At 60.3% G+C, this 14,975-nt stretch carries 13 protein-coding genes; 11 read left to right on the top strand and 2 right to left on the bottom strand.

Translation table 11 applies throughout. The annotated features are described in order from the left end of the window. The first annotated feature begins 111 nt into the window (after positions 1-111). The 6 genes from ASF84_RS28070 (at position 112) to ASF84_RS28890 (ending at position 5,230) form a co-directional block, all read left to right on the top strand. Positions 112-750 (top strand): peroxiredoxin, encoded by a 639-nt coding sequence (locus tag ASF84_RS28070; protein WP_056842170.1) that lies wholly within the window; start codon positions 112-114, stop codon positions 748-750. A 372-nt stretch (positions 751-1,122) separates the two neighbouring features. Then, positions 1,123-2,088 carry a sulfonate ABC transporter substrate-binding protein gene (locus ASF84_RS28075; RefSeq protein WP_056842171.1) on the top strand — a complete coding sequence of 322 codons (966 nt, stop codon included), beginning with the start codon at positions 1,123-1,125 and terminating at the stop codon, positions 2,086-2,088. A gap of 43 nt (positions 2,089-2,131) precedes the next feature. Continuing rightward, entirely contained in the window at positions 2,132-2,929 is a 798-nt protein-coding gene (gene ssuC, locus ASF84_RS28080; protein ID WP_056842172.1) for an aliphatic sulfonate ABC transporter permease SsuC, read from the top strand. Then, complete coding sequence (gene ssuB, locus ASF84_RS28085; RefSeq protein WP_056842173.1) at positions 2,926-3,741, top strand: aliphatic sulfonates ABC transporter ATP-binding protein; 816 nt, start codon at positions 2,926-2,928, stop codon at positions 3,739-3,741. Before ssuC ends, ssuB begins: the two co-directional genes overlap by 4 nt. Before the next feature lie 20 nt (positions 3,742-3,761). Beyond that, positions 3,762-3,977: a TOBE domain-containing protein gene (locus tag ASF84_RS28090; RefSeq protein ID WP_056842174.1), complete on the top strand. Its 216-nt coding sequence runs from the start codon at positions 3,762-3,764 to the stop codon at positions 3,975-3,977. Positions 3,978-4,222: 245 nt separating this feature from the next. Then, positions 4,223-5,230 carry an RHS repeat-associated core domain-containing protein gene (locus tag ASF84_RS28890; protein ID WP_236709491.1) on the top strand — a complete coding sequence of 336 codons (1,008 nt, stop codon included), beginning with the start codon at positions 4,223-4,225 and terminating at the stop codon, positions 5,228-5,230. Positions 5,231-5,270: 40 nt separating this feature from the next. Here ASF84_RS28890 and ASF84_RS28100 read toward each other — a convergent pair whose 3' ends face one another. Further along, positions 5,271-5,903, bottom strand: a complete 633-nt coding sequence (locus ASF84_RS28100; RefSeq protein WP_056842175.1) for a TetR/AcrR family transcriptional regulator — start codon at positions 5,901-5,903, stop codon at positions 5,271-5,273. Between the two features lie 528 nt (positions 5,904-6,431). Between ASF84_RS28100 and ASF84_RS28895 the strand changes: the two genes are divergently transcribed. Further along, positions 6,432-7,523 (top strand): RHS repeat-associated core domain-containing protein, encoded by a 1,092-nt coding sequence (locus ASF84_RS28895; protein ID WP_082481887.1) that lies wholly within the window; start codon positions 6,432-6,434, stop codon positions 7,521-7,523. Positions 7,524-7,645: 122 nt separating this feature from the next. Here the strand turns inward: ASF84_RS28895 and ASF84_RS28110 are convergent, their stop codons facing one another. Continuing rightward, entirely contained in the window at positions 7,646-9,022 is a 1,377-nt protein-coding gene (locus ASF84_RS28110; protein WP_056842176.1) for a glutamine synthetase family protein, read from the bottom strand. Between the two features lie 601 nt (positions 9,023-9,623). Here ASF84_RS28110 and ASF84_RS28115 point away from each other — a divergent pair. From ASF84_RS28115 to ASF84_RS28130, 4 genes are all read left to right on the top strand, one after another. Next, positions 9,624-10,982, top strand: a complete 1,359-nt coding sequence (locus ASF84_RS28115) for a glutamine synthetase family protein (RefSeq protein ID WP_056842177.1) — start codon at positions 9,624-9,626, stop codon at positions 10,980-10,982. A gap of 176 nt (positions 10,983-11,158) precedes the next feature. After that, on the top strand, positions 11,159-12,523 hold the full coding sequence (locus ASF84_RS28120) for an aspartate aminotransferase family protein (protein WP_056842178.1): 1,365 nt from the start codon (positions 11,159-11,161) through the stop codon (positions 12,521-12,523). 74 nt (positions 12,524-12,597) lie between these two features. Continuing rightward, a complete protein-coding gene (locus ASF84_RS28125) occupies positions 12,598-13,695 on the top strand; it encodes a polyamine ABC transporter substrate-binding protein (protein WP_056842179.1) in 1,098 nt (365 codons plus the stop codon). Positions 13,696-13,846: 151 nt separating this feature from the next. Beyond that, positions 13,847-14,941: a polyamine ABC transporter substrate-binding protein gene (locus tag ASF84_RS28130; protein ID WP_056842180.1), complete on the top strand. Its 1,095-nt coding sequence runs from the start codon at positions 13,847-13,849 to the stop codon at positions 14,939-14,941. The last annotated feature ends 34 nt before the right edge of the window (positions 14,942-14,975 follow it).

Below are 14,975 nucleotides of genomic sequence, written 5' to 3' on the forward strand. Positions count from 1 at the left end.
AAAGCTATATATAAATCGATATTTATTCTTTTTAAGTTTCAACAGATCGGTGCACAGTGCACTCCTATCTGAACGCACCCGAACGCCCACCTGCTGACAAGGAGCTACACCATGACACTGCGACTTGGCGATATCGCCCCTGACTTCGAACAGGACTCCAGTGAAGGCCGTATTCGTTTTCACGAGTGGCTGGGCGACAGTTGGGGTGTACTGTTTTCTCACCCGGCAGACTTTACCCCGGTGTGCACCACCGAACTGGGTTTTACCGCCAGACTCAAGGATGAATTCGCCAGGCGCGGCGTCAAGGCCATCGCCTTGTCGGTGGACCCGGTCGACTCTCATGTGAAGTGGATCGACGACATCAACACCACCCAAAACACGATCGTGAATTTCCCGATCCTGGCCGACGCCGACCGCAAGGTCTCGGACCTGTACGACCTGATCCACCCCAATGCCAGCGACACCCTGACCGTGCGCTCGCTGTTCGTGATCGACCCGAACAAGAAGGTGCGCCTGACCATCACCTACCCGGCCAGCACGGGGCGCAACTTCAACGAAATCCTGCGGGTCATCGACTCGCTGCAACTGACCGACAACCACAAGGTGGCCACCCCGGCCAACTGGGTGGACGGTGACGACGTCGTCATCGTGCCGTCGATCAAGGACGAGGAAGAAATCAAGCAGCGCTTCCCCAAAGGCTACACGGCCGTCACGCCCTACCTGCGCCTGACGCCACAGCCGAATCGCTGATACCTGCACATCCCTGAGTGGGGTTTTTCGGGCCGATCTGATCGGCCCTTTTTTATGCGTGGCCGAAACACCCAGCCCTTGCTCCTGTAGCACCAGGGCTGCCATCTGTCTTGCCGGCTACCGGACATGGACCACCGCCATCGCGGGCAAGCCCCTCCCACAAGTGTGATCGGTACCAGCTCCACCACGGACCTGTGGGAGGCGGCTTGCCGGCGATCGGCTTCAGCACGAATGGCTTGAAACCACTTGTCTCCAGCCGGTTTTGTTTTATATGCATTTAAAGAATAACCAAATGAAAAAATAAGATTTATAGATATAAAAAAGCCCTGTTACTGTCTCTCCACTTTCACTTACTCAGCAACGGAGAGCGCCATGCGCACCACCCTTTTGCGTCGAAGCCTGGCCGCTCTTGTGGCGACCGCCCTGAGCCTCGGCGTTCTGACCCAGGCCCAGGCCGAAGACCTGCGCATCGGTTACCAGAAGTACGGCACCCTGGTGCTGCTCAAGGCCAAGGGCTCGCTGGAGAAGCGCCTGGCCGAGCAGGGCGTCAAGGTGCAGTGGACCGAATTTCCGGGTGGTCCGCAGTTGCTGGAAGGCCTCAACGTCGGCTCCATCGACTTTGGCGTGACCGGCGAGACCCCGCCGGTGTTTGCCCAGGCCGCCGGCGCCGACCTGCTGTACGTGGCCTACGAGCCGCCGGCACCGACCAGCGAAGCGATCCTGGTGCCCAAGGATTCACCGATCACCTCGGTCAAGGACCTCAAGGGCAAGAAGGTCGTGCTCAACAAGGGCTCCAACGTGCACTACCTGCTGGTCAAGGCCCTGGAAGATGCCGGCCTGAAATACAGCGACATCCAGACCGTATTCCTGCCACCGGCCGATGCCCGCGCTGCCTTCGAGCGCGGCAGCGTCGACGCCTGGGTCATCTGGGACCCGTACCAGGCCGCCGCCGAACAACAGTTGCAGGCCCGTACGCTGCGCAACGGCACCGGTATCGTCGACAACCACCAGTTCTACCTGGCCACCAAGCCTTATGCACAGAAGAACCCGAAGGTCATCGAAGCGCTGGTCGAGGAAGTGCGTGCGGTAGGGGAGTGGTCGCAGGCCAACCCTGACGAAGTCACCAAGCAGGTCGCCCCGCTGCTGGGCCTGCCAGCCGACATCACCCTGACCTCGGTCAAGCGCCAGGGCTACGGCGCGCACTTCATCACCCCACAGGTGGTCGAGGCGCAACAGAAAATCGCCGACACCTTCCACCAGCTCAAGCTGATCCCCAAGCCGTTGAGCATCAAGGATGTGATCTGGACCCCACCCGCTGCCGTGGCCACCGCCCAGTGACCTGCCCACACCTGATCAACAGGCCGTTCGAGGAGACAACTCCATGAGCCTCAGTGCTTCACAACGTATTCTGCACAGGCTGGCGCCGTGGGCGCTGCCGGTGCTGCTGCTGGCAGTCTGGCAGCTCTCGGTCAGCGCCGGCTGGCTGTCCACCCGTATCCTGCCAGCGCCCAGCGCCGTAATCGAAGCCGGTGTCAATCTGGTCAGCAGCGGTGAGATCTGGACCCACCTGGCCATCAGCGGCTGGCGTGCCGGGGTCGGCTTTGCCATCGGCGGCGGCATCGGCCTGGCGCTGGGCTTCATCACCGGCCTGACCCGCTGGGGCGAACGCCTGCTGGACAGCTCGGTGCAGATGATCCGCAACGTGCCGCACCTGGCGCTGATCCCGCTGGTGATCCTGTGGTTCGGCATCGACGAGACCGCCAAGGTGTTCCTGGTGGCGCTGGGCACGCTGTTCCCGATCTACCTCAACACTTATCACGGCATTCGCAACATCGATCCTGCGCTGGTCGAGATGTCACGCAGCTACGGCCTGTCGGGCTTCGGCCTGTTCCGCCATGTGATCCTGCCCGGCGCCATGCCGTCGATCCTGGTCGGGGTGCGCTTCGCCCTGGGCTTCATGTGGCTGACCCTGATCGTGGCCGAAACCATCTCGGCCAGCTCCGGCATCGGCTACCTGGCCATGAATGCCCGGGAATTCCTGCAAACCGATGTAGTAGTACTGGCCATCGTGTTGTACGCCGTGCTCGGCAAACTGGCCGATGTGGCCGCCCGGGGTCTGGAGCGTGTGTGCCTGCGCTGGCACCCGGCTTACCAGGTGCATAAAGGCGGTGCCGCATGAGCAGTCTGAAGCAGCCACAACCGGCCCACCTGTTGCGCGGCATTCCGCTGTCGGCGCACCGAATCAAAAAGGCCTTTGGCGAGCGCGAAGTGCTAAAGGACATCGACCTGCACATCCCGGCCGGCCAGTTCGTCGCCGTAGTGGGCCGCAGCGGTTGCGGCAAGAGCACCTTGCTGCGCCTGCTGGCCGGGCTCGACAAGCCCACCGCCGGCGACCTGCGCGCCGGCTCCGGGCAATTGTCTGACGCACGTGACGACACCCGCCTGATGTTCCAGGAGGCACGCCTGCTGCCCTGGAAGAAGATCATCGACAACGTCGGCCTCGGCCTGTCCGGCGACTGGCGCCCGCAAGCGCTTGAAGCCCTGGAAGCGGTCGGCCTGGCCGAGCGCGCCAATGAATGGCCGGCGGCCTTGTCCGGTGGCCAGAAGCAGCGCGTGGCCCTGGCCCGCGCCCTGATCCACAAGCCGCGCCTGCTGCTGCTCGACGAGCCGCTGGGTGCGCTGGACGCCCTGACCCGCATCGAGATGCAGCAACTGATCGAAAGCCTGTGGCGTAAGCATGGCTTCACCGTGCTGCTGGTCACCCATGATGTCAGCGAGGCCGTGGCCGTGGCTGACCGGGTGATCCTGATCGAAGAGGGCCGCATCGGCCTGGACCTGCTGGTCGACCTGCCGCGCCCACGCGCACGCGGTTCGCACCGCCTGGCGGCACTGGAAACCGAAGTCCTCAACCGCGTGCTGGCCCTGCCAGGCTCGCCCCCGGAACCCGAACCCGTTTCACCCTTGCCTACGCAACTGCGTTGGGCCAACTAATCGCACTGGAGAAAGACCCCATGACTATCAAGGCCATCAACGTTCGCAACCAGTTCAAAGGCACCATCAAGGAAATCGTCCTGGGCGACGTACTGTCGGAAATCGACGTGCAGACCGCCTCGGGCATCGTCACCTCCGTTATCACCACCCGCTCGGTCAAGGAGCTGGAACTGGGCGTGGGCAGCGAAGTGATTGCGTTCGTGAAATCCACCGAGGTTTCCATCGCCAAGCTGTAATTGCGCGCAATACCCGACCCCGGACGGTGCAAGCCCTCCGGGGTTTTTCGTTGTGTTGCGATCACGCAGCCGGCAACGAACCGCTACCAGGCCCGGCCCCGATCCCTGTGGGAGGCTGCTCTGCAGGCGATAAGGCCAGTACCGTCAATGCACCTTGAACAGCCTGAATAAAGCGCGCAGGCACCGCCACCCTGTCATTTCTGCTAGCTGCCCAACGCCCCTGCAATGCCTGACCATGACTGCAAATGCTTCTGGCAGATAAAGGCAAGGCCATGATCGCGCAACCCAGGCTCCTGTGCCGCTACCACTACGACCCGCTCGACCGCATCGCCGGCCTTGCCACCACAAGCGATGCCGAAACCCGGCTGTTCTACCAGAAGAGCCGCCTGGCCACGCAAATCCAGGCCGGGATGCAACATTCGATTCTGCAGGTCGATGATCATCTGCTGGCGCAGACCAGCCATTCCGGCAAGGCCGCCGAAATCGCCTTGCTGGCAGCTGATGGGTTGCGCTCGGTGGTGCATGTCGTTGGCAGCGGGCAGCATCAGGCGCAGGCGTACACCGCCTATGGCTATCAAGCGCCTACCAGTGGCCTGCACAGCCTGTTGGGGTTTGCAGGGGAGCGGCCGGATCCGGTGACCGGGCATTATCTGTTGGGCAATGGGTATCGGGCGTTCAATCCGGTGTTGATGCGGTTTAACAGCCCGGACAGGTTGAGTCCGTTTGGGGAGGGTGGGGTGAATGCGTATGTGTATTGTCAGGGGGATCCTGTGAGCTTCAAGGACCCGACAGGTCACATCCGTATCGCTTCGACCAGCTTTTTATTTCGAGGCGTTAAAGTAGGTCCGCTCACGGTTCGCTTGAAAAGATTGAAAAATACAATGCCTGTTTCACGGGATGTTGTATCTTCTGGAAATGCAACGGTGTCAATTATCAAGCCCTCTCAGCAGAGTCTGACTGCCTTGCCCTCCAGGTTGGTCAGGCCTGTTGATAAAAGGCTGAGTGTGCCGGCGTATAAAAAATATTTTTTAACGCGTGATGAAAGGAATGCTTATGAGCAATTAATCAGTGAGCGTGATGAATTGAGATCGTTTGGTGTGCAACATCGCGAGGCAGTGCCTACCGAACATTCTATTCGCTTGCCGGAGTTAGAACAGAAAGTGGACGCTATCTATTCTTCAGTAGGCTTTATACGCAGGAACAGTCTTTCTGACATAAATCCTGAGCAGGCGTTAAAGGCACTTAGGGACTAACGGGTGCTCGGTATGTATCCCCTTGTCTACATGGCAATCATCAAGGCATGCGCAGGGGAAGATAAGTTGGCAGATAAAGTCCTAGATACGCATCCACCACCCGCATCCCTTCCTCCGCCATGCGCGGCGTAATCTCGCCCTGCAAGTGCACCGAGCGCGCATACACCCGGTCACCCAGCTCCATCGCCAGGGCAAACACATCTACGTCCTCGGGTAACTGCGGCAAATGAAAGTGCCGGTCGAATACCGCCTGCATCAGCTGACCCAACTCCGTATCGTGCTGGCGGTCGGCCTGGTTGACCTCGGCCAGGCCATGTTGCGCCAGGATCAATTGGCGGGCGGCGGCGTCGTGGTTGTAGATGTCGAGCATGCGCTGTTCCAGTACCCGCGAAAGGTCGCGCCAGCTGTGCAGGCTTTCGTGGTCTACAGGCGCCTGCAACGTGGCGCGAAAGGCCGCATGCACATCGCCGGTCAACGCTTCGAGCAGCGCCGGGACGCTGGCGAAGAAGTGGTACACCGACGACGGCGGAATCTGCACGCGCTCGGCGACGCTGTAGATCGACAGGCTGTCCACACCCTCGGTGACCAGCAGGGTACGGGCGGCATCGAGAATCGCGTCGATGCGCGCCTGGCTGGTGGCACGGGGTTTACGGGGTGTGGCGGGGCGGGTCATGGCGCAGGGCTCTCGGGGCGGGCAGGGTGCCATTGTACAGCGCGGTCCGGGTGGGGTGGGCTTGATGTAGGAGCGCGCTTGCCCGCGACCGGCTGCGTTAGCAGTCGTAAAATTGTGGCGTTTCCGAGATTTTTGCGAGCGCTGCGCACTCGGTCGCGGGCAAGCGCGCTCCTACGCCGGTCGGGTTTCGGCCGGTGAGCGGGTCGCCCGCTTCATAAGCGGTGGCCATAGCGCATTCAACACAAGGAAATCGAAGCGAATTGACGGGCTGACACACTGCCGTAGATAACCGGGCTCTCACACCCTCACCACTGAATAGCCAGTGGCAGGACGCCGCCTGGTTATCCGATCCGGCAGGCGCAAGCGGTCGGGATTTTCTCGAAAATTTCACGCAAAGATAGGGAGTCCCCCGTCAGAAGGGTCACATTCCGTGTAGCCGGTCCATGATCCGAACTATCAGATTTGCTAACTAGGCAAGGGGGTTCATCGTCAGGAGGATAAGAACTTGACCTCTGTCAGGACCCTGCCATGAAACCCGCACCTTCAGCGTGGCTATGCCGCTATCACTACGACCCGCTTGACCGGCTGGCGGGCACCGTCACAAATAATCAGCAAGACGTGATGTGCTTTTACAAGAAGAGCCGCCTGGCCACGGAGATCAATGGCGCCCTTCAGCGCACGGTCGTGGAGGCCGGCGATCAGGCACTGGCCCAGCAACGTATGCTGGGCAAGGTAACCGAAACGGATTTGCTGGCAACCGATCAACAGCGCTCGATATTAAGGCGCGTGCAGCCCAGCGGCATCGAATCGCTGGGTTATGCCGCTTACGGCTCTCAGCCGGCGCAAAGCGGCCTGGACAGCGTGTTGGGCTTTACAGGTGAGCGACGTGATTCGGTGACGGGGCATTATTTGCTGGGCAATGGGTATCGCGCGTTCAACCCGGTGTTGATGCGGTTCAACAGTCCGGACAGCTTGAGTCCGTTCGGGGAGGGTGGGTTGAATGCGTATGTCTATTGTCAGGGAGACCCTGTGAGTTACCTCGACCCTACCGGGCATGTAAGACTTCGCGTGATACTGGGTGGACGCCGATTGTCGAATGTCGCCACATCGCCAGCTTCAGTACCGAGTCTTGCAGTGACAAGGCCCTCAGTCATCCAGTACGCAGGAAGAACGTCCTCGCGAGTTGAAGAGACAGTGGCTTCAGGGGGGGGCGCCTCTTCGACGGCAAGCAACTCCAGAGGTGCCATACCCGCAGGCTCTGTACCGATAGAGAGCTTTACGCCCGAAAAGATCAACGCTGGATTGGGGCAGGATATCAAGTTTTATAGAGGGCATGAGTTGGAGCGGGTGAGTGATGGTCAATACAAAGCGCACATGATGGAGAACACGAAGGCGATCATGTCTTTTGCGCGTCGTTACAATGCCGGACAGATAGATAGCCGTTTTTATCTAACCACCAGAATCAAGTATGCGACGTATGTGCTCAAGCGACTGGAGGGGCGATATAAGCGCTTTATAGGGGACGTTGGTTTAAGAACGAGGCGTAAGCATGTTAATAACGATTTGGCCGCATTTCGTGGTGACTTGCAGGCTTTAGAAAACAGTTCTGTGAGACGCTGATGATGAAACGTCAAGAGGGACGCCCGCCTGGGCGACCGGAGCGTATAAATTAACGGCGAGCAAGGCTTGAGCCCTACAGGCAGCATCGTCAGCCCTTAAAGACTGACGATGCCTTCCCAACCTTAAACCGTATGCAAATACCAGTTGTACTCAAGGTCCGAGATCGAGTGCTCGAATTCCTCCAGTTCACTTTCCTTGCACGCCACGAAGATATCGATGTACTTCGGGTCGATGTACTTCGCCATCACTTCACTGTCATCCAGCGTGCGCAGCGCGTCGCGCAGGTTGTTCGGCAGGCTCTGTTCGAATTGCTCGTACGAGTTGCCTTCTACCGGTGCCACCGGCTCGATCTTGTTGGTCAGGCCGTGGTGCACGCCGGCCAGGACCGAGGCCATGACCAGGTACGGGTTGGCGTCGGCGCCGGCCACGCGGTGTTCGATGCGCACCGAGTCGGCGGTGCCGGTCGGGACGCGCACGGCCACGGTGCGGTTGTCCAGGCCCCAGGTCGGTGAGTTGGGCACGTAGAACTGTGCGCCGAAGCGGCGGTACGAGTTGACGTTCGGGCACAGGAACGCCATCTGTGCCGGCAGGGTCTCGAGCACACCGCCGACTGCGTGACGCAATGCGGCGTTCTGCTCGGGATCCTCACTGGTGAAGATGTTCTTGCCATCGCGGTCCAGGATCGAGATGTGAACATGCAACCCGTTGCCGGCCTGGCCGGGGTAGGGCTTGGCCATGAAGGTGGTGTCCATCTCATGGTCGTAGGCGATGTTCTTGATCAGGCGCTTGAGCAGCACGGCGTAGTCGCAGGCCTTGAGCGGGTCGGCCACGTGATGCAGGTTGACTTCGAATTGCGCAGGGGCACTTTCCTTGACGATGGCGTCGGCCGGAATGCCTTGTTCCTTGGCGCCTTCGAGGATGTCCTGCAGGCAGTCGACGTATTCGTCCAGGTCGTCGATCAGGTAGACCTGGGTCGAGTGCGGACGCTTGCCCGAGATCGGCGAACGCGGCGGCTGCGGACGGCCGTTCACGTTTTCCTGGTCGATCAGGTAGAACTCGAGTTCGAAGGCTGCGCAGATGGTCAGGCCCATTTCGTCGAAACGGCTGACGACCTGGCGCAACACTTCACGCGGGTCGGCGAAGAACGGCTCGCCTTCGAGTTCGTGCATGGTCATCAGCAACTGCGCGGTGGGGCGCTTCTGCCAGGGCTCATTGCACAGGGTATTGGGGATGGGATAACAGATGCGGTCGGCGTCGCCGATATCCAGGCCAAGGCCGGTACTTTCGACGGTCGAGCCATTGATATCCAGGGCAAACAGGGAAGCCGGGAGGTTGATGCCTTTCTCGTAAACCTTATGCAGGCTGGTGCGTTCGATTCGCTTGCCACGCACCACGCCATTCATATCTGCAATCAGAAGGTCGACGTAGAGAACCTCAGGATGTTCCTTAAGGAACGCGTTCGCTTCGTTGAGCTGAACGGCACGCGGGGGTACCGACATGATGCAACACCTTTGTTGTTAAAAATATCAATCATCGAGCTTTGCGAAGATCAGTCAATCCGAAAGCCATGATGAAGTCAATAGAGCCATTTATTGCCCTGAAATGGCCCCTCTGTGCCGAACGTGCTGCTTAACGGCGCATCCGCGAGCCGTTAGTGTGACGGATTTCGCACGATGAAAGAGGACCGTGTTCAAGACTTTCTGCAAAGTTGTGAAATAAATTGAACAGCGCTAAGCTCCGACCCAACCCATCACAGCAAAAACAAAAGGGGGTCTGGATGTCATCGATCGACAGCGACGTGCGCTGCATACCGACGGCTTTTAATGGCGCATTCGTACCGGCGTCCATTGCACCCTATCACTATAGTGGCGCGTCCAGCACCTTGCCTTTGACGGCAACACGCTTGCAGCACCTGTGCCTGACGACACTTTTAACGTGTCGTGACCGGTTTATTTACCCTGCGTTCATCAAAACAGCACCTGCCAGGCGCATTCTGCGCGGCCGGGTGTTGCGATCTTTCTGCGCGCCTTGCACTGTGACAGCTCCCTGTCGCAAAAAAATGCCTGATGGCCATCAGGACACAGCAAACCTGAGGTATTTATGAGTAGCAACCTCGACCAGCTCACCGATTGGTTGAAAGAACACAAGATCACCGAAGTCGAATGCATGATGTCCGACCTGACCGGTATCACGCGCGGCAAGATCTCCCCCACCAACAAGTTCATCGCCGAAAAAGGCATGCGCCTGCCCGAGAGCGTGTTGCTGCAGACCGTGACCGGGGACTACGTCGAAGACGAGATCTACTACGAGCTGCTGGACCCGGCCGACATCGACATGATCTGCCGCCCGGACGCCAATGCCGTGTACCTGGTGCCGTGGGCCATCGAGCCGACCGCGCAGGTGATCCACGACACTTACGACAAGCAGGGCAACCCCATCGAGCTGTCGCCACGCAACGTGCTCAAGAAGGTGCTCAAGCTCTATGCCGACCAGGGCTGGCAGCCGATCGTGGCGCCGGAAATGGAGTTCTACCTGACCAAGCGCAGTGACGACCCTGACTACCCGCTGCAGCCGCCGGTCGGCCGCTCGGGGCGCCCGGAAACCGGCCGCCAGTCGTTTTCCATCGAGGCCGCCAACGAGTTCGACCCGCTGTTCGAAGACGTCTACGACTGGTGCGAACTGCAGAACCTGGACCTGGACACGCTGATCCACGAAGACGGTACGGCGCAGATGGAAATCAACTTCCGTCACGGCGATGCCTTGTCGCTGGCCGACCAGATCGTGGTGTTCAAGCGCACCATGCGCGAGGCGGCGCTCAAGCACAACGTGGCGGCGACCTTCATGGCCAAGCCCATGACCGGCGAGCCGGGCAGCGCCATGCACCTGCACCAGAGCATCGTCGACATCAACACCGGCAAGAACATCTTCTCCAATGAAGACGGGACCATGAGCCTGCTGTTCCTGCAGCACGTCGGTGGCTTGCAGAAGTTCATTCCCGAGCTGCTGCCGCTGTTCGCGCCCAACGTCAACTCGTTCCGCCGCTTCCTGCCGGACACCTCGGCCCCGGTCAACGTCGAATGGGGCGAAGAAAACCGCACCGTCGGCCTGCGCGTACCGGATGCCGGCCCGCAGAACCGCCGCGTCGAAAACCGCCTGCCGGGCGCCGATGCCAACCCGTACCTGGCCATTGCCGCCAGCCTGCTGTGTGGCTTCATCGGCATGGTCGAGGGCATCAACCCCAGCGCGCCGGTCCAGGGCCGCGCCTACGAGCGCCGTAACCTGCGCCTGCCGCTGACCATCGAGGATGCGCTGGAACGTCTGGAAAACAGCAAGACCATCGAGAAATACCTGGGCAAGAAATTCATCGTCGGCTACGTCGCGGTCAAGCGCGCCGAGCACGAGAATTTCAAGCGCGTGATCAGTTCGTGGGAGCGCGAGTTCCTGCTGTTCTCGGTCTGACGCTGCACCGGGCCTTGTAGGAGCGCGCTCTGCCCGCGACCGAGTGCGTAGCGCTCGCAAAATTGAGGAAACGCTGAAAATTTACGACTGCTAACGCAGCCGGTCGCGGGCAGAGCGCGCTCCTACAGCGCATCAATCCCGACTATGTATAAACAACCCGGCAATGGAGTGTCTTCATGACCGCCAAGAACCCGCAAACCCTTCACTGGCAGGGGCTGAGCGACCAGCACCACCTGGCGCCCTTCAGTGATTACAAGCAACTGAAGGAAAAAGGCCCGCGCATCATCACCCGTGCCGACGGTGTGTACCTGTGGGACAGCGAAGGCAAGCAGATTCTCGACGGCATGGCCGGGCTGTGGTGCGTGGCCGTCGGCTACGGCCGCGAAGAACTGGTCGAGGCCGCCAGCCGGCAGATGCGCGAGTTGCCGTATTACAACCTGTTCTTCCAGACCGCTCACCCGCCGGCGCTGGAGCTGGCCCAGGCCATCGGCCAGATCGCCCCTGAAGGCATGCATCACGTGTTCTTCACCGGCTCCGGCTCCGAGGGCAATGACACCATGCTGCGGATGGTGCGCCATTATTGGGCAATCAAGGGGCAGCCGAACAAGAAGACCATCATCAGTCGCCTCAACGGTTACCACGGCTCCACCGTGGCCGGTGCCAGCCTGGGCGGCATGACCTACATGCACGAGCAGGGCGACCTGCCGATCCCGGGCGTGGCGCACATTGCCCAGCCGTACTGGTTCGGCGAGGGCGGTGACATGACTCCCGATGAATTCGGGATCTGGGCCGCCGACCAGTTGGAAGCCAGGATCCAGGAACTGGGCGTCGAAAATGTTGGTGCGTTCATTGCCGAGCCGATCCAGGGCGCCGGCGGGGTGATCGTGCCACCCGACACTTACTGGCCGCGCATCAAGGAAATCCTCGCCCGCCACGACATCCTGTTCGTGGCCGACGAAGTGATCTGTGGCTTCGGCCGTACCGGGGAATGGTTCGGCAGCGACTACTACGGCTTGAAGCCGGACATGATGACCATCGCCAAGGGGCTGACCTCGGGCTATGTGCCCATGGGCGGGCTGGTGGTGCGTGACGAAGTGGTCGCCGTGCTCAACGAAGGTGGCGATTTCAACCACGGTTTCACCTATTCCGGGCACCCGGTGGCGGCTGCCGTGGGGCTGGAGAACATCCGTATCCTGCGCGAAGAAGGCATCGTCGAACGAGTCCGTACACAAACGGCACCGTATTTGCAGCAACGCCTGCGGGAACTGAGTGATCACCCGCTGGTGGGCGAGGTCCGCGGGGTCGGCCTGCTGGGCGCCATCGAACTGGTGCGCGACAAGGCCACCCGCGAGCGCTACACCGGCCAGTCGGCCGGCATGGTCTGCCGAACCTTCTGCTTCGACAATGGCCTGATCATGCGGGCCGTGGGTGACACCATGATCATTGCGCCGCCTTTGGTGATCAGTCTGGCGCAGATCGACGAGTTGATCGACAAGGCCCGCAAGTGCCTGGACCTGACGCTCGAGACGCTGAATCACTGAGCCGGCTTGAAAGCCGTGCCAGTAAATTGCCAGACTACCGACGCTGCCACTAACGACAATTCTGGAGCTGTAGCATGAAAACATTCGGCAAGACCCTTCTCGCGCTGTCCATGGCGGGCCTGATGACCGCTCACGCGCACGCCGCTGACAACGTGCTGCACGTCTACAACTGGTCCGATTACATTGCTCCGGACACCATTGCCAAGTTCGAGAAAGAGTCGGGCATCAAGGTCGTCTACGACGTCTTCGACAGCAACGAGACCCTTGAGGCCAAGCTGCTGGCGGGCAAGTCCGGCTATGACGTGGTCGTGCCGAGCAACAACTTCCTGGCCAAGCAGATCAAGGCCGGTGTCTATCAGGAGCTGGATCGCTCGAAGCTGCCGAACTGGAAAAACCTCGACCCCGACCTGCTCAAGGCCGTGGGCGATGCCAGCGACAAGGGCAACAAGTTCGCGTTCCCGTACATGTGGGGCACCATCGGCATCGGCTATAACCCCGAGAAGGTCAAAGCTGCGCTGGGCGTCGACAAGATCGATTCGTGGGACGTGGTGCTCAAGCCGGAGAACATCGCCAAGCTCAAGAGCTGCGGCGTGAGCTTCCTGGACTCGCCGACCGAGATGATTCCGGTGGCGCTGCACTACCTGGGCTACCCGACCGCCAGCGAGGACAAGAAGCAACTGGCCGAAGCCGAAGCACTGTGGCTGAAAATCCGCCCTTCGATTGCCTACTTCCACTCTTCCAAGTACATCTCGGACCTGGCCAACGGCAACATCTGCGTGGCCATCGGCTACTCGGGTGACCTGGAGCAGGCCAAGGAACGCGCCAAGGAAGCCGGTGACAAGGTCAAGCTGTCCTACGCCATCCCTAAAGAAGGCGCTGGCAGCTTCTATGACATGGTCGCCATTCCCAAGGATGCCGAAAACCTGGAGGCGGCCTATAAGTTCATGAACTTCCTGCTGCAGCCGGAAATCATGGCCGAGATCACCAACGAAGTGCGCTTCCCGAATGGCAACAAGGCCGCCACGCCGCTGGTCGACAAGGACATCTCGGGCGACCCGAGCATCTATCCACCGGCCGATGTGGTTGCCAAGCTGTATGCGATTTCCGATCTGCCGGCCGCGACCCAGCGCCTGCTGACCCGCAGCTGGACCAAGATCAAATCCGGTAAATAAACTGTCACAATTAGTGTAGAAGCTGCGTGGCCTGCCGGCCGCGCAGCGCTTTCAAGCTCAATGCACAAGAAGGTCAGTCGCGTACTGTTTCTTCTGATGCCGACCGGCATCCGTCTCAAGCGGCAGGACCATTTCAAAAAGGACTGATGCCTTGTCTATCTCCACGCTGTTCAAAGTCTTGCTGGCCGGTACCGGGCTGACCCTGGCGGTCAGTGCCCAGGCCGAGTCCACGGTGCACGTCTATAACTGGTCCGACTATATCGGCGAGACCACCCTGGCCGACTTCCAGACCAAGACCGGTATCAAGCCGGTCTACGATGTCTTCGATTCCAACGACACGCTCGAAGCCAAATTGCTGGCCGGGCGCAGCGGTTACGACGTGGTCGTACCCAGCAACCATTTCCTGGGCAAGCAGATCAAGGCTGGGGCGTTCCAGAAACTCGACAAGTCGCTGCTGACCCATTACCAGAACCTTGATCCGGCCCTGCTCAAGCGCCTGGAGAAGAACGATCCGGGCAACCAGTACGCCGTGCCGTACCTGTGGGGCACCAACGGCATCGGCTACAACGTCGACAAGGTCAAGGCCGTGCTCGGTGTCGACACCATCGACTCCTGGGCGGTGCTGTTCGAGCCCGAGAACATCAAGAAGCTCTCTGGCTGTGGCGTGGCCCTGCTCGACTCGGGCGACGAAATGATTCCGGCCATGCTCAATTACCTGGGGCTGGACCCCAACAGCACCAAGGAAGCTGATTACAAGAAGGCCGAGGCCAAGCTGCTGGAAATCCGTCCCTACGTGACCTATTTCCACTCCTCCAAGTACATCGGTGACCTGGCCAACGGCGACATTTGCGTGGCAGCAGGCTTCTCCGGTGACGTGTTCCAGGCGCGTGACCGTGCCGCCGAAGCCGGCAAGGGCGTCAAGATTGCCTACAGCATTCCCAAAGAGGGCGCGAACCTGTGGTTCGACATGCTCGCGGTGCCCGCCGATGCCAAGAACGTCAAGCAGGCCCATGCGTTCATCGACTACCTGCTGGACCCGGCGGTCATCGCCCAGGTCAGCGACCAGGTGGGCTATGCCAACCCGAACCCCAAGGCCGGCGAACTGATGCAGGCCTCGATCCGCGACAACCCTGAGGTCTACCCGCCGCAGGCCGTGCTGGACCGGTTGTTCGTCAACAGCGAGCTGCCGGCCAAGGTGCAACGCCTGATGACCCGCAGCTGGACCCGGGTCAAGTCGGGCAAGTAGAAAACCAATGTCATGGGGTGTCACCTGCTAAAGC

This window comes from Pseudomonas sp. Leaf127 (assembly GCF_001423155.1).
GTDB classification, from domain to species: domain Bacteria; phylum Pseudomonadota; class Gammaproteobacteria; order Pseudomonadales; family Pseudomonadaceae; genus Aquipseudomonas; species Aquipseudomonas ovata.